Consider the following 23,032-nt stretch of genomic DNA (forward strand, 5'->3'; position numbering starts at 1 on the left):
CACTTTGCATCTCTCGTCTTATTTATATAGGCGCACTAGGATTAAATTTCAAGCGCTTAAACAGTTTAATTTTAGAACTCGACCATTTCGTTACGAAAACCATCAATTAAATGACTTAATTCTCTATGCCATTCACGCAAAATTTTCACATCGGGCAACCATGACTGAGGTCCCTGAGTCACTTTAATGATCAAATTAGAAGATGTTTCTTCTTCCGGCGTTGGTTCAGTTGGTTCTGGTGCGTACTGACACATACGGTAAGCGCGCTTTAACTCTGCAACAAAGCCATCTTTGGCTAATTGCTGCAAAACAGAAACCTCAGGAGAAACCTGACCTTTTGCCGCCATAAGTTCTTCAATCGATTTTAATGTCGGCTGCGAGTCATTTAAACGGTAGTAACGTACCAGTTCTTGCAAAAAAGCCAGCATTGCACCATGCAAGTGAAAGACAGCTGTTTCACGATAAGCTTGTACCTGCTGTACATGATCAGTTTGCTCTGCTTGTTGACACGCTAAGCGCGCAAAATAGAGTTTTTGATTGGTACGATCGGCATGATAACGAGCAACACGTGACATAACTAAACTTTCCTGTTCTAAAGATTGCCATCAATATGGCTATTCTTAGCTTAACGACTCCATTGATAAAATCAACGTTATTTATGGAAAATCCAAAGCGACTTGATAAATTTTTCGTTTAGCCTGCACTTTCAGCTGCTGCTTCATTGGACGCACATTACTCAGAACCCAAGCGAAATATCCTTCACTCCAACCAGTAGCACAGGCAGGTTCAATCTCATCATTTTGCCAAGCATGAATAGAATCGACATCGACCAAAGCGACAGCTATTCCCTCTTCTTCATCACCATCATTGATTAAAAAATTCGGGTTCTCAACAATTAATAGATCTTTAAGAGGCAACTCTGTAGGCACCCATGAACGAACTTCTAGAGTCTTTACACCTTGGGCTATACGGGTTCCATTTGGAGCAACCACAGAAAGAGCTAAAAATTGTTGCATAAAAACATTACTCTTCAGCGGCTTTAACGCGAATTCCGTAACCTTTTACTTTAAGTGTATTTAAGCCTTTAATGGCTTTGATTGCTTCACGTGGATTCGGCATTTCGACAAAGCCAAAACCTTTTGATTTACCTGTCTCTTTATCGGTTACAACAACACAAGAATCAACTTTACCATAAGCCTTAAACAGCTCTAAAACTTCGGCTTCAGTCACTAAACGATCTAAATTACGAACTAATATTTTCATCTTCTAACCTTGACTGGCCTTCAAAATAAGGGCCAATATACATTTGAGTATTCACAGTGTCTTATACAGTAGTTTAGTCGAGATCGATACCAAAACCTAAGTTTACTGTTCGTGAAGTGTTCCATTGTTTTTTGGCAAATGGCTGTGGAACTTGACGATGAATTTTTGCTTGAACTAAATGTGCGGGTAGATCATTTAAGAAATAACTTTCGATTTTACGACCTTGTTCATCATATGTGTCTTGTGACCATGTATTGAGGTTTTGCTTCGTCAGAATCAATTCATTTTCCGCACGTGTTAATGCAACGTATAACACACGGCGTTCTTCTTCGACATCATCAAAATCCCCCTGTGCGCGTGCATATGGAAACTGATTTGGCGAAACATGCGGTACATAACATACCTTTTGCTCTGCACCTTTAGCCGAATGAATTGTAATTAAAGTCACTAAATCATCATCACCCGCTTTTTCAATTTCAGAAACTGAAATCGGCTCAAGCACATATTCTTCAAGAAATTCACCCAGCGATGCATGCTTACGCGCAAGTTGTTTAACCAAATCAAAATCTTTAGCGCGACGTGACCAGTCTTTCGTTTTATAGTTTTGCTCTAACTGTTCACTTAGGGCATCAAGTGCCAAACCAATACTTGCTTCAACATGCTGCTGTAACACATCAAGCTGCTTCAAAATCAAAATAGCCTGTAAAGGGACTTTTCCATGACGCTCCAAACGCTGACAACGTTCTTCAACCTCACTAATGCCCATTAACTCTTGTGCTAACTTACTAGCACCAACATCACCAATGCCATCCCATAAGGTTAAAAAGCGCATCCAAGCCAAGTCATCCTGCGGGTTAGTCACAATACGCAATAGACTGAGTACATCCTTTACATGTGCGGATTCCAGTAACTTTACTCCACCAATAAAACGATAAGGTATCTCAGCGGCAATAAATGCACCTTCCAAATAGCGAGCACTGTAGCCAGAACGAACTAACACCATATGGTCGTACCAATTTGCGCCCTGCTGATGTCGCTCTATTAAGTCTTGTGCAATCCAATTGGCTTCTTCAAATTCATTACCAAACAAGTGGAGCTGTGGCTTTTGCCCTTTGCCACGATGTGCCTGTAATTGTTTTTCATAATCGATTGGGCTATGAGCTAATAACCAGTTTGATAAATCCAATATTTCTTGAGTCGAGCGGTAATTTAAATCTAAGGTATGAATAACCGCGTCAGGAATCCGCTCTTTAAAAGAATGTATGTTTTCAAAGTCGGCCCCACGGAAACCGTAAATGGACTGAGCATCGTCACCCACACAAAACAATTTCACCTTGCCAATGAGTGGCTGCAAAAGTGCCCACTGTAAAGGGTTAGTATCTTGCATTTCATCGACCAACAAAGCTTGGCAAAAACCTGCAACCCAATCTGTGAGTGCTTCCGAGTTTTGCAAATGAACAGCGACAATCGACAAAATATCGTCATAGTCTAAAAAATTGCGCTCTCTTTTACGTTGCTCATAGGTTTTCATTAGCTCCGCAATTTGTGCCTTGTACTCATATGCTTCAGGTAATTGCTTGAGTAATGCCTCTGAAAGCTTAGATTGCGTATTTCGGGCATAAGAATACAAATCACACAGCTCTGCTGCTTTAGGTAAAACGTTATCTTTGTCTTTACCTCTCAATAAGCGAAACATGAGTAACTGATCATCACGATCAATAATACTAAATTGGGTTAAACCAAATGCTTGTGGATTACGACGCAGCAAGTACATGCAAAAGGTATGAAAGGTTGATGCACGAAGACCTTTGGCTTGTACTCCAACATGCTGTTCAACCCTTGCTACAATTTCACTCGCAGCACGGCGCGTGAACGTTAAAATCTGGATTTGATTTGCAGGTAACCCCTGATCAATTAAATAAGCTGCGCGAGCAACAATGGTTTTAGTCTTGCCACAGCCTGCTCCAGCCAAAACCAGACAGTTTTGAGCCGTAGTCGTTGCTGCCTTTTTTTGCTGAGCATTTAATTCATTAATTAACTTTGCAAGACTCATAACACACATCGCTAAAACACCAAGACCTAGTTTAACAGACCCATGCCACGAGATGGACCTTAGCTCACTAAAAACAAAAAAGGACACCTTAAGTGCCCTTTATTCGCTATTTAATTTAAGAAACTGTTTTTGAGCTAGAAGGTAAATGCTTAATTGCAGAAGCGAGTCCTAAAAAGTTAATGCCCTGAAATAAAATATCTACTGCCAAAAACATTCCCAATACCCAAAACGGTGAGTCCTTAGAAACTAAAATTAAAATACCTGTAGCTAGGGTTAATAAACCTGAAAATAATGTCCATCCCCACCCAGCAATTGGTCTTAATAAAAATGCGTTTATGGTGCGGATGACCCCAGCAATAATCAGTGCAATCGATAACAGACTAGTTAAAACTACAGCTGTAGTCACAGGTGTAGAAAATGCGTAATAGCCAGCCATTAAATACAGCACCCCAAAAAGTGCCCATAGCCATCGGCTACCACCCTTAAATACACTTAAGGCAGCAATCAAATGTAGAACACCGCCTATCATCATCAAAATACCAAATAGGAAAACAACCGAAAATGTTGCAAATGGTAGTGAACTAAATAAGACTAAACCGAAAATAATGAGCACAAAGCCTAATATTAGATACCATTTACGATCAGCATGTAGCTGATTACGAACTAAATCATTACCTACAGTTTTCATCATGGCTACTCTTATTATCAGGTATTAGGAAGTTTATATATTGTCATTATAGTGATTTACTTCACATTTATTGTCTGTATAAGATCTGCATCGTTTATTAACAATTGATGTGGATAAAACAGTATTTATCCACAATTTTATTTCAACCAACCAATTTCTTGAGCTGTCGGTAAACCTATTACAGTTTCTTGTAAATCTCTTGGCATTTTATTGGTCTGCTCAGACAATGGAGTTTTACCCCCCATGATTTCTGCTTGCTTTTGTGGGTAAAGAGGTACTTTTTCGGGTTGTGCATAACCCAATGGATAAATCGGCTGGCCTGTTTTTAAATCATATTTATCTTTTGCACCAAAGCCATGCAATAGCTCATGAACAAGAACGACCTGATTTTCTGATGCCTGCTCACGTGCAGCAAACAAATTGACGCTAGCTATACGACCTTTTTCTAAAGCAGTCGAATGCACTAAAACCTTTTGATAAGTTGGATCATAATAATTTAAATAAAGTTTAAGTGACGCTCCGCTATCTTCAGGCTGTTGTTGTCGCCATGCATAAAAACGAAACTTCAAGCTCCACCAGATTACATTCAAAATATTGGCATTTTGCGGAACCACAGGTGGACGATGCTGTAGTTGTTGCCCTAAACGAATCTCAAAGTTGCTGGACTGTCCACGATAATGCTGTGACCATTCACTTAAATAGCTTTTGAGCGTTTGGAAATCAGCGTTTTGTAACTGATGAATATAAGCTTGCGTGGTTTGTAAACCATCTGCATTTACTGGGTGCAATACCACAACAATAGGCTGATTCCAGTCTTGATTCTGATCTCGCCATGCCTGAACCGCAACGATTAATAAAATAATCAATAGGCATAAAATCCGAATGTTTTTCCACATTCTTTTTCCCCATAACATTTAGGATCTTTATGTTTTATCTAATTCACTTTATTCTTAGTTTTCTTTAAATACATTTGACTCCCCTCTATCTTCGTATCAAATAAATTCAACATTTTTATTAATCCCGAAAGCTTTGCACGCCCATAATTACGAGAATCAAAATCTGGTTTTATTGCTGTCAAATACGAGCCTACTGTGGAAAGATTTGCCCAACCATTATCATCAGAATTATCTTTTACAGCTTTATATATCAAATTCAACGTAGCTCGATCTAATTGTAGCTGCTTCAAAACCTCCTGCTTTTCATTTGTATCAGCTTTAACAGCATCAGTCATAATCTCTTTCTTTTTTGATCCAGTTTCTTGCTTTACTTCTTCTTTTTCTTCAATTTCAAGGTTTTCAACATATATAAATTTATCACAAGCCTGTACAAATGCTTCAGGTGTTTTGCTTCGACCAAAACCATAAACAGTTAAACCACTTTCACGAATTCTAGAAGCAAGTGGAGTAAAGTCACTATCACTTGAAACGATACAAAAACCTTCTAAAGCATTACTATAGAGTAAATCCATTGCATCAATGATTAATATCATATCGGTAGCGTCTTTACCTTTCGTATAGGCAAATTGCTGTACTGGCGTAATGGCATGGGGTAATAAAACTTCACGCCAATTTTTAAGAGTTTCACTACTCCAATCGCCATACACACGTTTGACACTTGCAATACCATACTTGGCAATCTCTTCTAAAACAAATTGGATTGAGTTTACTGATGAATTATCAGCATCTATTAAAACTGCCAATTTTTTTGGTTTTATTTCCATTTTCCCCAACCACATATCAAAAAAAATAATATGAAAAAGATTAGGGCGAATCATCATTCGCCCTATTTTATAAAAGTCTTATTTTAAAGAGGGCTCTCGACCTACCCCTCAATCCATTTACCGTCTTGATAAATCAGGCTCCATTTGGTTTGTTTACCTTCTGGTGTTTCAGATCCTACATATTGTGATTGGTTCTTACGACTAAACTTCACAATAGTCGGATTACCTTCAGGATCTACATCTGGAGCTTGTAAAATAAACTGGTATTTTGGATCAAGTTGGTCAGCAACACTGCGAAGCTCAGCAACTTTTGGTGCACGTGTTTCACGAATTTTCGGAAACTTACTTGCAGCCAAGAATAGACCAGCAGCACCATCACGTAACACGAAATAGTCATCATGCTTCGTTGAGCGCAAATGCTCCATCTTGATTGGTTCTACACGCGGAGGTGCAGGTTGACCACTCTTCAAGACTTTACGGGTATTGTCACAACTGGTACAAGCGAAATATGGGCCAAAGCGACCAGTTTTAAGCTGCATTTCGCCGTCACATTTATCACATGGAATAGTTGGGCCATCATAACCCTTAATCTTGAACTCGCCTTCTTCAAGCTCATAACCATCACAATCTGGATTGTTACCACAGACATGAAGCTTGCGACCACCATCAATTACATAGCTATCCATTGCTGTACCACATTTAGGACAACGATGTTTTGACATCAAGTCAGCCGTTTCAGCTCCATCATCATCAGATAACGCAGCTAAAGACTCAACTGGTGTTAAGTTCAAAGTCCCTTTACAGCGTTCTTTGGGCGGCAAGTTATAACCAGAACAGCCTAAAAATACGCCAGTTGTACCTGTACGAATCTGCATCGGACGCGAACATTCAGGGCAATGTACTGCTGGCACTTCAACTGGCTGGTTACGGCGCATGCCTTGCTCGCCTTGAGCATTGGTCAAACGCTTTTTAAAATCACCATAGAAAGTATCGAGTAACTCTTTCCAGTTACGCTCACCTGTAGCAACTTTATCGAGCTGTCCTTCAAGGTCTGCTGTAAACGCATAGTTCATCAGGTTATTAAAACTTTCATCAAGACGATCTGTCACGATCTCGCCCATCTTCTCTGCAAAAAGACGACGATTTTCTAATTTGACATAACCACGTTCTTGAATGGTAGAAATAATCGCTGCATAAGTCGATGGACGACCAATACTACGTTTTTCAAGTTCTTTTACTAAAGATGCTTCAGTAAAACGTGCAGGCGGCTTAGTAAAGTGCTGACTTGGGTCTAACTTCTCTAATTTTAAGATTTCACCGACTTTAATAGCTGGCAAAATAATATCGTCATCAGACTTGTTGGCACCACGAACTCGCGTAAAACCATCAAATACAAGCGTACGACCTTTTGCTTTTAACTCAACATTGCCTGCCTCAACCGTTAAAGTTGAAGACAAATATTCTGCTGGTGTCATTTGACAAGCAACAAACTGACGCCAAATCAAGTCATATAAGCGCTGAGCATCACGCTCTACACCCGCAAGTTGATCACCTGTAAGTGAAACATTTGAAGGGCGAATTGCTTCGTGGGCTTCTTGAGCACCCGCTTTGTTACCATAGCGGTTTGGCTTTGCTGGTAAGTATTTTTCACCAAACTGGCTTTCAATATGAGCACGTACCATATTTACAGCGTCATCACTCAAAAACGTAGAGTCCGTACGCATATAAGTAATAAAACCAGCTTCATACAAACGCTGCGCAAGCATCATGGTTTTCTTCACAGAGAAACCTAAGCGTGTACTTGCAGCTTGTTGTAAAGTCGAAGTGATGTATGGTGCACTTGGATTGACCTTAGTCGGCTTATCTTCACGCTGTGCAACTTTATATTCAGCGCCTTTTAAAACTTCTAATAAAGCATCAGTTTCAGCTTTATTTTTCAGTTTAAGCGTTTTACCTGCTTGTCTAACTGCTTCAAGACGGATGTCATCTTTTTTGGCTTGGGTATCTGCAAAAACTTGCCAGTATTCTTCTGGAATAAAAGCACGAATTTCACGTTCACGTTCCACAACAAGCTTTACAGCAACTGACTGTACGCGACCTGCCGATAAACCACGGGCAATCTTTTCCCAAAGTAATGGCGAAACCATGAAACCGACTACGCGGTCTAAGAAACGACGTGCTTGCTGTGCATTCACACGGTTTAAGTCTAGGCGCGTTGGTTGTTTAAATGCTTCTTGAATGGCATTTTTAGTAATTTCGTTAAATACCACACGGTGATAACGACTATCGTCACCACCAATCACTTCGCGTAGGTGCCAAGCGATTGCTTCCCCTTCTCTATCCAAGTCCGTTGCGAGGTAGATTGCATCTGCATCTTTAGCAAGTTTCTTGAGTTCAGCAACAACATTTTCTTTGCCAGGTAGAACCTCGTAGTGTGCTTTCCAGTCATGTTCCGGATCGACACCCATACGATTAATCAGCGCAGATTGGGCTTTTTGTTCTTTTTCAGCTTCAGTGAGTTTTGTCCGGGCAGCCGGCTTTTTCTCTGTTGATTTACTGCCGCCTGTTGGCAAGTCACGTACGTGACCCACAGAAGACTTAACAATGTACTGCGAACCTAAATATTTGTTGATGGTTTTCGCTTTGGCAGGCGACTCCACAATCACTAAGGCACGTTTATGTGCAGCAGAGGCAGTAGATGCTGTGCTTTGAGATGCAGAGCGCGAGGTATTCGCCATATAAAATGTTATTCCTATACCAATAAATTTAAAAATCAGGCTTCAGCCAAGGCCAACAGATAAGCCTTCATCTCATCTAATTGCGTGGCTTTTAGGTCCGATTCCTCATCCCAATAAAGGCCTACACAGTTTGCCTGCATATCAATAGCATAAATCCCTTTTAATGCAATGGGAGAATCATTAAATTTCTCATCGCCCTGCACTACTTTTAATTTTCCGTCTATAACACGAGCACGCATGAGCGTTAAACGAGCATCGGGGATTAATACACTATAATAAGCAACCATGCTGGCACGCTTTTCAGTTGCCATCGGGACATGTGTCCATTCAGGTGCGGCAATTATGCGTGGATGTAGTCCCATTTTACGGGCTTTGTCTCGCATAATACCGAGTGCCTTTTCACGCGGACTCACTCTTAAACCAAAAATGGAGCCTAGCACGAAAAGAACAATGATAACGGTAACCCAAATTCCCATATTGTCCATAGCAAAACCTATTAATCTCTTTTATTAGAGTTGCATAAGCTGACCAGAAAACGCAAGTTACATCATAAAAATAATGTCCCATTAACCTGTGAGGTTAAAAACTACAATATTTTCTCGTAGATATTCTTAGCAATCTATGCACAATATTTAGGCAGACTTTTCAGTTTCAAGAGTGGATAACTTACCGAACCGATCTAGATGGGCATCTCCCCATGTTTTTAAAGCAAGTAAAATCTGCTCAAGACCTTGTCCTAAATCTGTCAGGCTATATTCCACTTTAGGAGGAACTTGAGGATAAACCTCGCGATGAATAATGCCATCTTGTTCTAACTCACGAAGCTGATTGGTGAGCATTCTTTGCGTAATGCTTGGAACTCGTTTACGAATTTCATTGAATCGCAGGGTTCCTTCATTTAGTAAATGCCAAAGAATGACACATTTCCACTTACCATCAATCAAACTGATTGCGGCTTCAACTGAACAACCCGGTGAGCAGTCAAAACTTGAATGTCGAGCTTTTGCCATTTTACAGTATCCTTTTTGACACTATGAGCGTTATTTGTCTGTAGTCACTATTTTTAAGCTTACGTTATGATCAAACTCTCAACAAGAGGAATCACAATTATGAAAGGTGTGGCATATCAAAAAGCAGGGCCTATTACATCGCCAGAGGCACTCGTAGATATTGAACTCGACACTCCCGTTGCAGAGGGCCATGATCTGCTTGTTCGCGTACAGGCAATTTCGGTCAATCCAGTTGATACCAAAATACGTAAAAATGTAAGTGCCGAATCTGGTTGGAAAGTGCTTGGCTGGGACGCTGTAGGTGTCGTTGAATCAATTGGAGATAAAGTCACTCAATTTAAAGTGGGTGATATTGTTTGGTATGCAGGCGCGTTAAATCGCCAAGGCAGTAATAGTGAGTTGCAATTGGTTGATGAACGTATTGTTGGTCATAAACCAAAAACTTTAGAAGCAACTGAGGCTGCAGCTCTGCCTTTAACAGCAATCACGGCTTGGGAAATGCTATTTGATCGTTTGCAAGTTCCAAAGACTGCACCAGCTAATACGACTATTTTGGTGATTGGCGGGGCTGGTGGTGTAGGCTCTATTACCATTCAGCTTCTTAAACAGTTAACTAACCTTACGATTATTGCGACAGCTTCACGCCCTGAAACGAAAGAATGGGTAAAACAACTCGGTGCTGACTATGTATTAGATCATCGAGAGTCTTTGGCACCACAAATCAAGCAATTAGGCTTAAATGCACCTTCATATGTGTTCTCGACCACTCAAACAGATCAGCATTTGGCAGATATTGTAGAGTTGATTGCACCACAAGGGCACTTTGGACTCATTGATGACCCTGAGCAGTTAGATATTAAACCGTTTAAATCGAAGTCTGTGTCTGTGCATTGGGAATTTATGTTCACACGTTCAATGTTTCAAACTGCAGATATGCAAAAACAAAGTGAACTATTAAATGAAGTCAGCAAACTAGTTGAGGAAGGGAAAATTAAAACAACTGTGACTGAAGTTTTAAGCCCTATTAATGCTGAAAATTTAAAACAGATTCATCAACAAATTGAGAGTGGCAAGACAAAAGGCAAAATTGTTTTACACGGTTTTTAACTAAAATTAAAAATATCCTCTAGTTAAAAAGGCAAGTATTGAACTTGCCTTTTTATTAATAGTGAGGAGGTTTATTGGTTAATGGGTCAAAAGGCGCAATACCTTCTGATAAATCTGAAGATTCCACACGTAGGTAAAGTAATTGCATTTGTTTTTTCAAATCAGCTATTTCCTGAGTTTGAATAGCGAGTTGTTGATTTAATTGTTCAACTAAATCATCCAAAAATGTAATTCGCACTTGCAAATCTTCAATGGGTGCGGAAAATGACGCTTGATCATCATGATATGGTGGTTTAGTCATTTAAATCCTCATTTGAGATTCTGGAAAACATTATGGCCTATATTACCCTAAGGGATGTCCAACTTGCTTTTGGCGGACCTGCCCTGCTCGATGGCGCGAACTTTAATCTAGAACGTGGCGAACGAGTCTGTTTAATTGGGCGTAATGGTGAAGGTAAGTCTACTTTACTTAAACTCATCAAGGGAAGCTTATTACCCGATTCTGGTGAAGTTTCTATTCAAAATGGTCTAACGGTTTCTATGTTAGCCCAAGACGTTCCAATGGATTCTGGCAAAGTTGCTGACATTGTGGCAGATGGCGCAGGAGAAGCTGCCGAAGTACTTAGAGCTTACCATGAAGCAACCGATGCTTGTATGCTGGGAGATATGGAAGCTTGCGACCGTATGGGTAACCTTCAGCATAAGCTAGACCAACTAGACGGCTGGGCACTTGAAAACAAGGTGAATGCTCTATTAAGTAAAATGGGTCTCGACCCAAACGCAGATTTGGCAGACTTATCTGGTGGACGTAAACGTCGTGTTTTACTCGCTCGTGCTCTTTTAACGCAGCCAGACGTATTACTTCTAGACGAACCAACCAACCATTTAGATGTTGAAAGTATTGAATGGTTAGAAAAATTCCTACTCGATCAAAATAATTTAACACTTCTATTTATTTCGCATGACCGTTCTTTTGTAGATAGCATTGCAACTCGAATTGTTGAACTTGACCGCGGCATCCTACGTGGTTACGAAGGTAACTATTCACGTTATTTAGAGCTTAAAGCTCAGCAAATGGAAGCAGAAGAGAAGCAAAATGCTTTATTTGATAAAAAGTTAGCTGAAGAAGAGGCTTGGATTCGCCAAGGCATTAAGGCACGCCGTACGCGTAATGAAGGCCGCGTTCGTGCTTTGAAAGCTTTACGTGAAGAATCGAAAGCTCGCCGTTCACAACAAGGCAAAGTGAGCATGGCGACTCAAGAAGCAAATCGCTCAGGTAAATTAGTATTTGATATTGAGCACTTGAGTGTATCTTATGATGGTAAACCACTCATCAAAGACTTCTCTACCCTTGTCATGCGTGGTGACCGTATTGGCCTAGTAGGCGATAACGGCGTTGGTAAAACGACTTTAATTAAAGCCATTTTAGGTGAAATTGAACATGGCGGTTCAGTTAAAACAGGTACACAATTAGAAGTTGCCTATTTTGATCAGTTGCGTAATGCCTTAGACCTTGAAAAAACAGTCATGGCAAACGTTTCCGAAGGTTCTGACTTTGTTGATGTGAATGGCAACCGTCGTCATATCTACAGCTATTTACAAGATTTCTTGTTCTCACCTGAACGTGCACGCACGCCAGTCAAAGCCCTTTCTGGTGGTGAGCGTAACCGTATTTTACTTGCTAAATTACTGCTTAAACCATCGAACCTGATTGTGATGGACGAACCAACCAATGATTTGGATATGGTGACTCTTGAGCTACTTGAAGAGATGCTGTCTGATTACAAAGGTACGTTATTACTCATTTCGCATGACCGCGCATTTATGGACAACGTCGTAACATCGACTTGGGTATTTGATGGCAAAGGTAATATTGCAGAATACATCGGTGGCTACCAAGACTACTTACTACAACGTCCAGATGACAAAGTAGTAGATCAGAAATCTGACGTTAAAAAAGCTCAGGCAAAAGCTGAAGCTGAAAAAGCTGCTGCTCAAAGTAACGTTAAAAAGGTGAAATTGAGCTATAAAGACCAACGTGAACTTGAGCAACTTCCTGCTGAAATCGAGAAACTGGAAGTTGAACAAGCCGAGCTTTCTGACAAACTTGCAGATGGTTCGTGGTTTGTATCTGATGCCGATGCTGCGACCCAAGCAAGCCAACGCCTCGCAGAAATTGAAGAATTACTGCTTGAAAAATTAGAGCGTTGGGATGAACTTGAGCAAATGAGTAAAGGCAGTTAATCAATAAAAAAGGGCTTTAATTAAAGCCCTTTTTTTGGATTTAGAATTTCTACTAATGTCATACAAGGCTTATAAACAAATAAAGAGATGAAGCGAATTAAACGTTCAAATATCTGTGACTGCAAAACCATACAAGTGAGGATAGCCAAAACAAGACTAATGAAAATATTGATCTCTACCGAATATTTAAAACTTAATTGATGAGTCAAAACAATAATTACAAAACCATGCAATATATAAACTGGCAGCGTTTTTTGGCCTAAACCGATCCAAGGTCGTTTAAAATTTTGAGTGAGTACAAATAAACTCAAAACACCCATAGCCGATAGCAACATAATTACACTGCGAATCAGCATTCCCTGCCATACATCTACATGTAATTGAAAATATGACAAACTGCCAAATAACCAGTAATAACTATAATGACTTATAGCGGCTACAGCAGTAATGATTAATAATGTGATAACAGCAAATAATTTTGCATAAGGCAACTGCGGAAGATACTGAAAAATGGTTTTGCCATAAACAGCCCCAGCCATAAAAAAAGGTAGAAATACGAAAATTCGACCAATCGAGTAGCTGTAATTATTGATGGGTGAGCATCCAATAAATAAAGCTAAAACGATTGAAAACAAAACTGGATAAGCCGTCTTTTTTAGGAAAAAAGCGAGAACCGTCCAAGCCACCATGCTAAATAAATACCATAGCACCCAATAAGGCTTAGCAAACCATACCAAATGAAACGACCAATTCCATAAACTTCTATTATAGAAAACATCAAGCAATTGAAATAAAATTTGAAATGGTAAATATAACGATAAAAAGTAAATTACCTTTTCTAAGATTTTCTCTTCTTTAAAAAACATGCCTGATATAAAAATAAAAGCTGGCATATGAACAAAGTAAATGCTCCCTAAAATCGCTTGATTTAGAGGTTCATTCCAGCCAATTAACCTTTCAAGGTAATGACCCAATACAACTAGAAAAATTAAGATGCCTTTTGTGGCATCGATATGGAGATTTCTCATAAATTTCTATGAATTCAGGATATTCATATCATACTGAATTATTCTTATTTTTTGATTCAAAAAGACAATCAATAAAGTTTCGCTGTATACAAAATAATTATGATATACCTACCAGTATAATAATATTTAAGGATATTTCCGTGCTAGATCTCTCTCAAATTTTGGCATTCGGACTCATTTGCTTGGCGATGGTACTCACCCCAGGTCCAAACATGATTTATCTTATCTCTCGTTCCATTAGTCAGGGCAAAATCGCAGGTTTTATTTCCCTAGGTGGCGTTGCGGTTGGTTTTGTATTTTATATGCTCTGCGCTTCTTTCGGGATTACGGCACTTGTGGTCGCAGTTCCATATGCCTATGACACGATTCGTATTGTCGGTGCCATATATTTACTCTGGCTTGCATGGAAAGCCTTACGTCAAAATGCTGCGCCTATTTTCAGTGTAAAAGACTTATCTATCGATTCACCATTAAAATTATTTTTAATGGGCTTTTTGACAAATTTACTGAATCCAAAAATTGCAATTATGTATTTGTCTTTATTGCCACAGTTTATTCACCCACAACAAGGCAGTATTTTAGCGCAGTCCATTCAACTCGGAACCATACAAATTTTTGTAAGTGTTTCAGTCAATGCACTGATTGTGTTTTCTGCAGGTAGCATTGCGCTCTTTCTACAGCAAAAACCGCTTTGGGCAAGTATTCAACGCTGGATTATGGGAACTGTGTTAGCCGGACTCGCTGTTCGTATTCTTTTAGAACACCGCAGATAAACTACTTTATTTGCCTTTACAGCTCTACACCTTCAATTTACTCCTGTGTATTACGACGATAAATTCAGTTCGTGATACACTTTTGGCAGTTTTAACTTTTAGATTTTTTATATCGTTATGAGCCAAAAGCAGCCTTATACGCCCGGTGAGTTTCAGTGGTCCTTTTTATTACCTAAATATTGGGGTGTATGGATTGCGATTACTTTCCTCATGCTTTTGGCTATTTTACCGTGGGCGATTCAATGGCGTTTGGCTCACGGGTTAGCAAATATCGCTTGGAAATATTTAAAATCTCGTCGCAAAACCACTATTCGTAATTTAGAAGTTTGCTTCCCTGAATGGTCTCCTGAAAAAGTACAGCAACAAGCAAAACAAGTTTTTGTAGATATGATGCTTGGTATTTTTGAGACCTTAAACGCTTGGTATAAACCTTACTGGTTTAAAAACCGCGTCACAATTGAAGGTTTAGAACACATCACAAATGCTCAAGCTCAGGGCAAAGGCGTTTTATTACTGGGAACTCACAGTACTTTGCTTGATGCTGGTGGTTATGTGTGTGCTCAATATTTTGAGCCAGATGTTGTGTATCGTCCTCAAAATAATCCTCTTCTCGACATGCTGATTTATCGCTGTCGAGCAACGATTTACAAAGCTCAAATCGATCATGATGATATGCGGGGCTTAATTCGCCACCTTAAAGATGGTGATGCCATTTGGTATAGTCCCGACCAAGATTTCGGACTCAAGCAAGGCGTTATGGCACCGTTTTTTGGAGTGCCAGCTGCTACAGTCACGGCCCACCGTCGTTTATTAAAAATCTCCAAAGCGGTTGCTGTCCCTTTATATTTTTATCGTCATGGCGATGTACACAACCCAAAATATCATATCTTGATTGAACCTGAGGTCGACAATATGCCAAGCGAAGATGAAGTCGATGATGCAACCCGCATAAATAAGATTATTGAGAATCAGCTTCGCATCGCACCAACTCAATACATGTGGTTCCATCGCCGATTTAAAACACGTCCTGAGGGATATGAAGAGATCTATTAAATAATCTTCAGTAACGGCCGCACTATAGTAATAAACATCTAAATAAACACCAGCATGTACTATCGTGCGAAGGCGACAAGGATGTCGCCCGTTGGACTACCTTGCGCTGATTCCTAAAGCAGTGCTTTGGGAATCGCTCAGGATGTGTCGTTAGTCCAACAAATGGTTTTGTTACTTTTGCCAAAACAAAAGTAAGGAGTAAACTCCACCTATTAAATGAATAAACGGTAAAACACTACTTTGCTACAACCTAAAGGCAATAAACAATGAAAGTGATGCAACTTCTCCCAGAACTCAATAGCGGTGGCGTAGAACGCGGCACACTGGAAATTGCACGTGCACTAGTTGCACAAGGCCATCAATCTTTGGTTGTATCAAACGGCGGACGATTAGTGTCCCAACTTGAAGCTGAAGGTTCTAAACACTTGACCCTACCGATTCATAAAAAATCTTTATCGAGCTTGTGGCAAATCCGCCCTTTACGTCGACTTATTGAAGAGCATCAGCCCGATATTGTCCATGTACGCTCACGTGTGCCAGCTTGGCTTACCCATTTTGCCTTAAAAGGAATACCAGCACATAAGCGCCCTCACCTCATTAGCACAGTACATGGTTTCTATTCAGTTAATCGTTATAGTGCAATTATGACTCAGGCCGAGAAAGTGATTGCCGTTTCTGACAGCGTAGTTAAATACATCACTGACCATTATAAAAACTGTCCACCACAAGATATTGTGCGGATTTATCGAGGGATTGATCCTGCTGCTTTTCCGCATAACTATCAACCTTCAGCACAGTGGTTTAATAAGGTTTTTAATGACTTTCCTGAACTCGAAAATAAATTTTTACTATGCTTGCCTGGTCGTATTACCCGCTTAAAGGGACATGAGAGCTTAATTGAGTTAATGCAACAACTTCAGACGCAATATCCTCAGCTACATGCTGTGGTTGTGGGTGGTGCTGATGCTAAAAAACAGGCTTATTTAAGTGAGCTGCAAAGCACCATTCAACATAAAGGACTCGCTGATAAGATCACCTTTGTAGGACATCGCTCAGATATACGCGAATGGCTCGCTTTTAGCGACATCGTGCTCTCTCTATCCAATCAAGCAGAAACATTCGGTAGAACAGCATTAGAAGCGCTGTCAGTCGGTACGCCGGTGATTGGCTGGAACCGTGGAGGTGTTGCCGAGATTTTATCTAATGTATATCCACAAGGTCTTGTTGAAGCTGAAAATGAAAAAGCCTTAGTAGAAACAGTAAAGCATCATATTGAACAACCTCAAACAGTCGCTTCTGTGACCATGTTCAGTTTAAAAGATATGTGCGACCAGACGCTTGAGCTATATCAAAGTGTATTGAAATAACATAATAAAAAACCCGCGATGATCGCGGGTTTTTTTATAACTAAAAGAAAGCAGTCTTATTTAAATGTTGCTTCATAAGCAGCAGCTTTTTCATAGTCGTATTGTTTTTCCCATTTACTGATTACAAGTACCGCAAGCGCGTTACCTACAACGTTCAACGCAGTACGTGCCATATCCATAATACGGTCAACACCAGCAATAAATGCTAAGCCTTCTACAGGAATACCAACACTACCTAATGTCGCTAATAACACCACGAACGATACGCCAGGAACACCCGCGATACCTTTAGAAGTAATCATTAATGTTACAACCAAAATAACTTGTTGGCTGATTGACATTTCAATACCGTAAAGCTGCGCAATAAAGATTGCAGCGATACTTTGGTAGAGCGTAGAACCATCAAGGTTAAATGAATAACCTGTTGGAATTACAAAACTAGAAATTGCTTTTGGCGCGCCATAAGCTTCCATTTTTTGCATAATACGCGGTAAAACTGTTTCTGAACTTGCAGTCGAATATGCCAAAATTAATTCATCTTTCAAGATCTTAAGCAAGGTAAAGATATTGATACTGAACATTTTTGCAGTTAAACCAAGTACCACTAAACCAAAGAACAAGATTGCACCGTAAACCAATACAACCAATTTACCTAATGGAATAAGTGAAGCGAAACCGAAGTTTGCAACAGTTACAGCGATCAAACCAAACACACCCACTGGCGCATATTTCATGATGATGTGCGTTACACGGAACATTGTTTCCGATACAGCATGAAATACATTTAACAATGGGTCTTTAGTTGTAGCTGGTAATGAAGATAGACCAATACCAAAAAGTACAGCAAAGAAAATCACTGGTAACATTTCGCCATGCGCCATTGAACTAATAATGTTCGTTGGGATAAGCGATAATATTGTCTGCATGATGCCATGAGACTGTGACTGAACTTCTTCAGTTGTATGCTTATATTGAGAAATATCTGTTTGAACCAGCTGAGACATATCAATGCCTGAACCTGGATGGAAGATATTCGCTGCAACTAAGCCAACCAAAATAGCAATAGTAGTAATAATTTCGAAATAGAGAATGGTTTTAAAACCAAGACGCCCTAGACTTTTTGTACTGCCTACACCAGCAATACCTAAAATCAATGTAGAGAAAACGATTGGAATAACAATCATTTTAATCAGGCTAATAAAGATCTTACCTAATGGAGTAAGAACGTTATTTACAATGCTATCTTTGATTTCAGGCTGATTATGTAAAACAGCCCCGACAACTATCCCTAGGATTAAAGCAATTAAAATTTGCCACGCAAGGCTAAATTTAAAATTCTTCATAAGACAATCCTTATGCACCGCAAAGTATCAAATATGAGAGGGAGAAGAACACTATTTTTATAGTGAAACCTCAATATGTACACTAATTTCCAAACAGAAATTTAAATGCACAAGCAAATCACAACCCGCCGATCCGGCGAAGTAAACAACAATGCCTGTTGACGATCCAACATGTCAACGATCGGCACATTCTATTGAGATTTGCCAATTAAACAAGTCCAATTTATACCTAAATAGATCAAAGCCTATATTTATTCTTCAATAATCTATAAAAACAAAAACTTATTTAAAAAAATTTTTGTATCTATTTTCATTGAAAAAGGGCTCGGATATATAAAAAATTTATGGACTACTACCTATAATTAAATAGATTTTTAAATTAAGAGAACCTTAAAATATTTCTTTAATTTATAATTAATTAAATGGTACTTATATAAAATATCAACCCGAGTTCTGCGTCCTGCAAAACTCGGGTAAATGAGGTTGTGCTTTCAGGGTATATAATTCTTTTTATCGCTTCCGATCTAACATCTTATCCATGATGTCGTTCCATATCAGCTTAGTGCATCCTTACTTGGGATAATCCATTCCCGCTTCCGTGTGCCGATGAATGTAGAATACGGGTTTTCAACTCTTCTGCCTATTGGACCTCGACTCAAATCTTTGTACGATATTGCTTACAATTCGCTTTTATATACTTTTCCCTTTATAAGGTTCTGTAATTTCATCAGTCACGACTTTTTCTTCTTTTTCAGCCTTAGCAATACCTTCTTGTATTGCAGCTTTGGCTTCTCTTGCATCTTCTTCAGTTTCTTCAACTTCTTCTTGAATCTGCTCAAATATTCGACCAGTTTGTAAAACCACATAAACAGGAAAATGGTCCGATCCAATATGAGATAAACGTTGCATCTTTATCAAACCAAAATCTGTGCTATGAAAGATATGATCAAGTGACCAGCGTAATAAAGGATAGTCAGCATGAAAGGTATTAATAAAATGTCGTCCAACACGCGGATCGAGCAACCCACTAATACGTTGAAATAGACGAGTTGTGCGTGACCATGCGACATCATTTAAATCTCCCATCACGATACAACTTTCATCTAGATCTTTAATCTGATCTCCAACAATTAAAAGTTCTGCATCTCGTAGTGTTGAATCTTTTGCTTCAGTTGGACTAGGTGGTTTAGGGTGCAAACAGTAGAGCTGAACAGGCATTCCAGAAGGCAAGATTACAGTGGTATGAATAGAAGGAATTTCATTACTTAGAATGAATTTAACCTCTGTATTTTTAAGAGGGAGTCGACTATATAAATGCATGCCATATAAGTTATCTAGAGGGACTGGCACACGGTATGGATAATCTTCCTCAATTTCTTTTAATGCATTTTCCCAAGTCTTGTCAGTTTCTAACGTTAATAATAAATCAGGTTTTAATGTCCGCACATGCTCAAGTAATAAATGATATTTATCATTGGGTGTAAGCACATTGGATACAATCAGTGAAATTTGTTTTTGAGGATCTAATTGCTTTGGTTTAACTTTTTTAACCTGCTTTTTCCAAAACAATGTATAAGGTAAAACCATTTTAAGTTGATAAGCAATTGCTGCGATAAGTACCGCAAGTAAAATCTCACGCCATAGATTCCATTCAGTTGGCCAAAACAACATGCCTATTAAAGCAATTAGCCCAACAAACAAAATTTGTAACCGTGGAAAATCAGCGCCTCGGAACCACCACTCATCACGAGGGATCAGTGACCAGAAAGTCAACCAAATCACCACTACAGACACAACTTCGATATAAATCATTGAAATTTCTCTTTTAAGATGATTTGTTTTTTAATGTTTTTGTCATCTTTATCAATTTTGTATGTAACATAAACAAGATATTCTACTCAATAAAATTGCTGTTTTGATTCTGTAACGCTTGCAGTTGTGAGCACTTTTGATACACTCAACTCCCCCTAACAATTTTAACGCACCGAGGCAAAATGACATGAAAGTAGGTCTGGTCGGTTGGCGCGGGATGGTCGGTTCCGTCCTTATGCAACGTATGGTTGAAGAGAATGATTTTGCTCATATTGAGCCATTCTATTTCTCTACCAGTAATGCAGGTGGTGAAGCTCCTTCATTTGGTGGTAAGACTGCTCCAGCACTTATGGAAGCTACAGACATTACCAGTCTGAAGCAAATGGATGTCATTATTACCTGCCAAGGTGGCGACTACACATCTGAAGTTTTCCCACAGTTAAAAGCAACTGGTTGGGATGGCTACTGGATTGATGCAGCATCTACTTTACGTATGTCTGATGATGCAATCATCGTTCTTGATCCGGTTAACCTTAACGTGATTAAAGACGGTTTAGCGAAAGGTACTAAAACTTTCGTTGGTGGTAACTGTACCGTATCACTTATGTTGATGGGTGTGGGCGCACTTTTCCAAAACAATTTGGTTGAGTGGATGACTGCTATGACTTATCAAGCAGCATCAGGTGCTGGCGCACAAAACATGCGTGAGTTGTTAACAGGTATGGGTTACTTATACAACAATACCAAGACTTTGTTAGATGATCCTAAATCTGCAATTCTTGATATTGACCGTCAAGTTGCTGAGTTACAACGTGGTGAAGGCTTCCCTTCTGCAAACTTTGGTGTGCCACTTGCGGGCTCATTAATTCCTTACATTGATAAACAGCTTGAAAGCGGTCAATCTAAAGAAGAGTGGAAAGGTCAAGTTGAAACCAACAAGATTTTAGGTAACTCTCAAATCGTTCCTATTGATGGTCACTGTGTTCGTATCGGTGCAATGCGTTGCCACTCTCAAGCATTAACGATCAAACTGAAAAAAGATGTTCCGCTTGATGAGATCGAAGATATGATTCGTAACTCAAACCAGTGGGCTAAAGTTGTACCAAATACACGTGAAGCATCGATGACTGATCTTACACCTGTAGCTGTGACTGGTACCTTAACTGTACCTGTAGGCCGTTTACGTAAACTCAATATGGGTAAAGAGTATCTCGGTGCATTCACAGTAGGCGATCAGCTACTTTGGGGTGCTGCTGAACCTTTACGTCGTATGTTACGTATTTTAGTTGAATACAAAAGCTCATAATTTGACCTGAATTATTCAGTCAAAATAAAAAGCCGATCACATTTGATCGGCTTTTTCGTAACTGGTTTGTGAAAAATTAACAATTTATTTACATTTCATTATTGTATAATTTTGAACGACTTTACGACTGATCAGGTCATGGATTGAGATGACTGCATATAACAAATTAAAAATTGCCATTTTCACCATTATGTCTTCGCCTTCTGTTTATGCGATTACATTAGATCCTATTCAAATTCAATCTGCACCTGGGGAATTACTTTATGCAGAAATGAATTTTCAGCAAGCGGATCCTAACACTCCCTTGCAAGTCAGTTTAGCCACTCAAGAAGATCTCAATGGTTTGGGAGTCACTCACCAACCTCCTGGTAATCTAAATTTTTATACACGTCAAAATGGCCAAGGTTCTGGCGTTATTGTGATTACCTCATCTCGTCCTATTATTGATCCCGAACTGAATATTGTCGTAAAAGTCAGTGAGGGTAATGCAACTCGCCTTCAACATATTAAAACCGTTTTAAAACCATCGCCTATCAAAAAGGTGGCTGCTAACGAAACTCCACTTTCACCACAATTTATCGTAAATGAAAAAGACATTGCGTTAAACCTACCTGAAAGTACTCGGTATACACCTGCTGAGACAGCAACACCTGTAGCCGAAACTACAGCTAATGAGCACAATCTAAACATTAGCACTGGAACTGCTCCTGCTTTGAATAACTCGGCTCCAGCAACGCCTTTTACCGAAAAACCTGCGACTCAAGCGCCACAGCAGACTATCGCAGCAATGAGTAATGAACCATCAGCTGTAGAAAAACAGCCTGCCGCTTCTCTTAAACCGAGCAGTGACAATCAAACAACTACAGTCAAAAAAGCGGCTCAACCTAAGCCTGCTCAACAAAAAAATGCATTAAGCAAAAATACACCGAAAAAGCAAAAAATCAGCACTTATAAAGGTCCAGCCCCTGCAGGTAAATATGTCGTGCAGCGTAATGAATCTTTATGGACTATTGCCAATCGTATTGCAGCACAGACCAAACAACCTGTGGCTAAAGTCATGCGAGATATCCAAGCTCAAAACCGACATGCTTTTATTCAAGGTGATGTAAACCGTTTGCGTCAGGGAATTTCACTAAACTTAACAACAGCAAATACAGCTAAGGCTTCACATACAAAATCTAAATCGAGTGAAACTAACTTAGCAAAAGCATCTTCTGGTAGAGCTAAATATCGCTTACAACAAGCAGAAATGAGCATTGTGGCAGAGAACAGTCCAAATTCTACTCATGGAAGTGCAAAAAAGAGCACACAACAAGGTCAAAACAATACTGAGTTAGCAGTAAAAGTTATGACAACTCGCAAAAAAACCGTTACATTACAAAGGAATGTAACCAAACTAAATCAAACTTTAAGTTTAAAAGACCAACGTATTCAACTTCTGAATGCGCGTTTGGCAGAGTTACAACAGCAGTTAAAAGCACAGCAACAAACTCACAAGCAAAAACATTAAGTTAAAACCAGAGTTAG

General features: G+C 39.4%; 21 protein-coding genes. 7 read left to right on the forward strand and 14 right to left on the reverse strand.

What is annotated here, in order from left to right; all coding sequences use genetic code 11:
- Positions 1 to 71: 71 nt before the first annotated feature.
- The 10 genes from AC056_RS03780 to AC056_RS03825 form a co-directional block, all read right to left on the reverse strand.
- Positions 72 to 575 (reverse strand): DUF6586 family protein, encoded by a 504-nt coding sequence (locus AC056_RS03780; protein WP_004698871.1) that lies wholly within the window; start codon positions 573 to 575, stop codon positions 72 to 74.
- 81 nt (positions 576 to 656) lie between these two features.
- Positions 657 to 1,016 carry an ASCH domain-containing protein gene (locus AC056_RS03785; RefSeq protein ID WP_077162781.1) on the reverse strand — a complete coding sequence of 120 codons (360 nt, stop codon included), beginning with the start codon at positions 1,014 to 1,016 and terminating at the stop codon, positions 657 to 659.
- Positions 1,017 to 1,023: 7 nt separating this feature from the next.
- Entirely contained in the window at positions 1,024 to 1,263 is a 240-nt protein-coding gene (locus AC056_RS03790) for an RNA recognition motif domain-containing protein (RefSeq protein WP_019458044.1), read from the reverse strand.
- A 73-nt stretch (positions 1,264 to 1,336) separates the two neighbouring features.
- Positions 1,337 to 3,316 (reverse strand): ATP-dependent helicase, encoded by a 1,980-nt coding sequence (locus AC056_RS03795; protein WP_077162863.1) that lies wholly within the window; start codon positions 3,314 to 3,316, stop codon positions 1,337 to 1,339.
- Between the two features lie 115 nt (positions 3,317 to 3,431).
- Positions 3,432 to 4,004 carry an HdeD family acid-resistance protein gene (locus AC056_RS03800; protein ID WP_049066792.1) on the reverse strand — a complete coding sequence of 191 codons (573 nt, stop codon included), beginning with the start codon at positions 4,002 to 4,004 and terminating at the stop codon, positions 3,432 to 3,434.
- A gap of 137 nt (positions 4,005 to 4,141) precedes the next feature.
- Positions 4,142 to 4,900 (reverse strand): hypothetical protein, encoded by a 759-nt coding sequence (locus AC056_RS03805; RefSeq protein ID WP_077162782.1) that lies wholly within the window; start codon positions 4,898 to 4,900, stop codon positions 4,142 to 4,144.
- A 38-nt stretch (positions 4,901 to 4,938) separates the two neighbouring features.
- Positions 4,939 to 5,724 carry an NYN domain-containing protein gene (locus AC056_RS03810; protein WP_039250493.1) on the reverse strand — a complete coding sequence of 262 codons (786 nt, stop codon included), beginning with the start codon at positions 5,722 to 5,724 and terminating at the stop codon, positions 4,939 to 4,941.
- A 101-nt stretch (positions 5,725 to 5,825) separates the two neighbouring features.
- Positions 5,826 to 8,462 carry a type I DNA topoisomerase gene (gene topA, locus AC056_RS03815; protein ID WP_019458040.1) on the reverse strand — a complete coding sequence of 879 codons (2,637 nt, stop codon included), beginning with the start codon at positions 8,460 to 8,462 and terminating at the stop codon, positions 5,826 to 5,828.
- Positions 8,463 to 8,497: 35 nt separating this feature from the next.
- Positions 8,498 to 8,947: a hypothetical protein gene (locus AC056_RS03820; RefSeq protein ID WP_004698883.1), complete on the reverse strand. Its 450-nt coding sequence runs from the start codon at positions 8,945 to 8,947 to the stop codon at positions 8,498 to 8,500.
- A 147-nt stretch (positions 8,948 to 9,094) separates the two neighbouring features.
- Complete coding sequence (locus AC056_RS03825) at positions 9,095 to 9,472, reverse strand: winged helix-turn-helix transcriptional regulator (protein WP_004698884.1); 378 nt, start codon at positions 9,470 to 9,472, stop codon at positions 9,095 to 9,097.
- A 99-nt stretch (positions 9,473 to 9,571) separates the two neighbouring features.
- Between AC056_RS03825 and AC056_RS03830 the strand changes: the two genes are divergently transcribed.
- Entirely contained in the window at positions 9,572 to 10,579 is a 1,008-nt protein-coding gene (locus tag AC056_RS03830) for a zinc-binding alcohol dehydrogenase family protein (RefSeq protein WP_077162783.1), read from the forward strand.
- 55 nt (positions 10,580 to 10,634) lie between these two features.
- On the opposite strand, the gene AC056_RS03835 is transcribed toward AC056_RS03830, so the two are convergent.
- On the reverse strand, positions 10,635 to 10,880 hold the full coding sequence (locus tag AC056_RS03835; protein ID WP_004698888.1) for a SlyX family protein: 246 nt from the start codon (positions 10,878 to 10,880) through the stop codon (positions 10,635 to 10,637).
- 32 nt (positions 10,881 to 10,912) lie between these two features.
- Here AC056_RS03835 and AC056_RS03840 point away from each other — a divergent pair, with 32 nt between their 5' ends.
- Positions 10,913 to 12,823: an ATP-binding cassette domain-containing protein gene (locus tag AC056_RS03840; RefSeq protein WP_077162784.1), complete on the forward strand. Its 1,911-nt coding sequence runs from the start codon at positions 10,913 to 10,915 to the stop codon at positions 12,821 to 12,823.
- A gap of 20 nt (positions 12,824 to 12,843) precedes the next feature.
- Here AC056_RS03840 and AC056_RS03845 read toward each other — a convergent pair whose 3' ends face one another.
- The gene (locus tag AC056_RS03845) at positions 12,844 to 13,851 is read right to left on the reverse strand and encodes an acyltransferase family protein (protein WP_077162785.1); all 1,008 of its coding nucleotides are present in this window, start codon (positions 13,849 to 13,851) and stop codon (positions 12,844 to 12,846) included.
- 140 nt (positions 13,852 to 13,991) lie between these two features.
- Here AC056_RS03845 and AC056_RS03850 point away from each other — a divergent pair, with 140 nt between their 5' ends.
- The 3 genes from AC056_RS03850 (at position 13,992) to AC056_RS03860 (ending at position 17,044) form a co-directional block, all read left to right on the forward strand.
- On the forward strand, positions 13,992 to 14,624 hold the full coding sequence (locus AC056_RS03850) for a LysE family translocator (RefSeq protein WP_077162786.1): 633 nt from the start codon (positions 13,992 to 13,994) through the stop codon (positions 14,622 to 14,624).
- Positions 14,625 to 14,741: 117 nt separating this feature from the next.
- Positions 14,742 to 15,677 carry an LpxL/LpxP family Kdo(2)-lipid IV(A) lauroyl/palmitoleoyl acyltransferase gene (gene lpxL / locus AC056_RS03855; protein WP_077162787.1) on the forward strand — a complete coding sequence of 312 codons (936 nt, stop codon included), beginning with the start codon at positions 14,742 to 14,744 and terminating at the stop codon, positions 15,675 to 15,677.
- 266 nt (positions 15,678 to 15,943) lie between these two features.
- Entirely contained in the window at positions 15,944 to 17,044 is a 1,101-nt protein-coding gene (locus tag AC056_RS03860) for a glycosyltransferase family 4 protein (RefSeq protein ID WP_077162788.1), read from the forward strand.
- A gap of 56 nt (positions 17,045 to 17,100) precedes the next feature.
- Here AC056_RS03860 and gltP read toward each other — a convergent pair whose 3' ends face one another.
- Together gltP and AC056_RS03870 are read right to left on the reverse strand one after the other, a co-directional pair.
- Positions 17,101 to 18,387, reverse strand: coding sequence for a glutamate/aspartate:proton symporter GltP (gltP, locus tag AC056_RS03865; RefSeq protein ID WP_039250323.1), 1,287 nt, complete (start codon positions 18,385 to 18,387; stop codon positions 17,101 to 17,103).
- A 690-nt stretch (positions 18,388 to 19,077) separates the two neighbouring features.
- Positions 19,078 to 20,199, reverse strand: coding sequence for an endonuclease/exonuclease/phosphatase family protein (locus AC056_RS03870; RefSeq protein WP_077162789.1), 1,122 nt, complete (start codon positions 20,197 to 20,199; stop codon positions 19,078 to 19,080).
- A gap of 187 nt (positions 20,200 to 20,386) precedes the next feature.
- On the opposite strand from AC056_RS03870, the gene asd reads away from it, so the two are divergent.
- Positions 20,387 to 21,505: an aspartate-semialdehyde dehydrogenase gene (gene asd / locus AC056_RS03875; RefSeq protein ID WP_002053322.1), complete on the forward strand. Its 1,119-nt coding sequence runs from the start codon at positions 20,387 to 20,389 to the stop codon at positions 21,503 to 21,505.
- A 148-nt stretch (positions 21,506 to 21,653) separates the two neighbouring features.
- Positions 21,654 to 23,015: a FimV family protein gene (locus AC056_RS03880; protein ID WP_077162790.1), complete on the forward strand. Its 1,362-nt coding sequence runs from the start codon at positions 21,654 to 21,656 to the stop codon at positions 23,013 to 23,015.
- Positions 23,016 to 23,032 lie beyond the last annotated feature (17 nt).

The sequence above is a fragment of the Acinetobacter genomosp. 33YU genome, from assembly GCF_001990725.1.
Classification (GTDB): Bacteria; Pseudomonadota; Gammaproteobacteria; order Pseudomonadales; family Moraxellaceae; genus Acinetobacter; species Acinetobacter seifertii.

Coding starts and splice junctions, on each gene's coding strand:
- AC056_RS03780 (WP_004698871.1), bottom strand. CDS start 575: ATGTCACGTGTTGCTCGTTATCATGCCGATCGTACCAATCAAAAACTC.
- AC056_RS03785 (WP_077162781.1), bottom strand. CDS start 1,016: ATGCAACAATTTTTAGCTCTTTCTGTGGTTGCTCCAAATGGAACCCGT.
- AC056_RS03790 (WP_019458044.1), bottom strand. CDS start 1,263: ATGAAAATATTAGTTCGTAATTTAGATCGTTTAGTGACTGAAGCCGAA.
- AC056_RS03795 (WP_077162863.1), bottom strand. CDS start 3,316: ATGAGTCTTGCAAAGTTAATTAATGAATTAAATGCTCAGCAAAAAAAG.
- AC056_RS03800 (WP_049066792.1), bottom strand. CDS start 4,004: ATGAAAACTGTAGGTAATGATTTAGTTCGTAATCAGCTACATGCTGAT.
- AC056_RS03805 (WP_077162782.1), bottom strand. CDS start 4,900: ATGTGGAAAAACATTCGGATTTTATGCCTATTGATTATTTTATTAATC.
- AC056_RS03810 (WP_039250493.1), bottom strand. CDS start 5,724: ATGGAAATAAAACCAAAAAAATTGGCAGTTTTAATAGATGCTGATAAT.
- topA (WP_019458040.1), bottom strand. CDS start 8,462: ATGGCGAATACCTCGCGCTCTGCATCTCAAAGCACAGCATCTACTGCC.
- AC056_RS03820 (WP_004698883.1), bottom strand. CDS start 8,947: ATGGACAATATGGGAATTTGGGTTACCGTTATCATTGTTCTTTTCGTG.
- AC056_RS03825 (WP_004698884.1), bottom strand. CDS start 9,472: ATGGCAAAAGCTCGACATTCAAGTTTTGACTGCTCACCGGGTTGTTCA.
- AC056_RS03830 (WP_077162783.1), top strand. CDS start 9,572: ATGAAAGGTGTGGCATATCAAAAAGCAGGGCCTATTACATCGCCAGAG.
- AC056_RS03835 (WP_004698888.1), bottom strand. CDS start 10,880: ATGACTAAACCACCATATCATGATGATCAAGCGTCATTTTCCGCACCC.
- AC056_RS03840 (WP_077162784.1), top strand. CDS start 10,913: ATGGCCTATATTACCCTAAGGGATGTCCAACTTGCTTTTGGCGGACCT.
- AC056_RS03845 (WP_077162785.1), bottom strand. CDS start 13,851: ATGAGAAATCTCCATATCGATGCCACAAAAGGCATCTTAATTTTTCTA.
- lpxL (WP_077162787.1), top strand. CDS start 14,742: ATGAGCCAAAAGCAGCCTTATACGCCCGGTGAGTTTCAGTGGTCCTTT.
- AC056_RS03860 (WP_077162788.1), top strand. CDS start 15,944: ATGAAAGTGATGCAACTTCTCCCAGAACTCAATAGCGGTGGCGTAGAA.
- gltP (WP_039250323.1), bottom strand. CDS start 18,387: ATGAAGAATTTTAAATTTAGCCTTGCGTGGCAAATTTTAATTGCTTTA.
- AC056_RS03870 (WP_077162789.1), bottom strand. CDS start 20,199: ATGATTTATATCGAAGTTGTGTCTGTAGTGGTGATTTGGTTGACTTTC.
- asd (WP_002053322.1), top strand. CDS start 20,387: ATGAAAGTAGGTCTGGTCGGTTGGCGCGGGATGGTCGGTTCCGTCCTT.
- AC056_RS03880 (WP_077162790.1), top strand. CDS start 21,654: ATGACTGCATATAACAAATTAAAAATTGCCATTTTCACCATTATGTCT.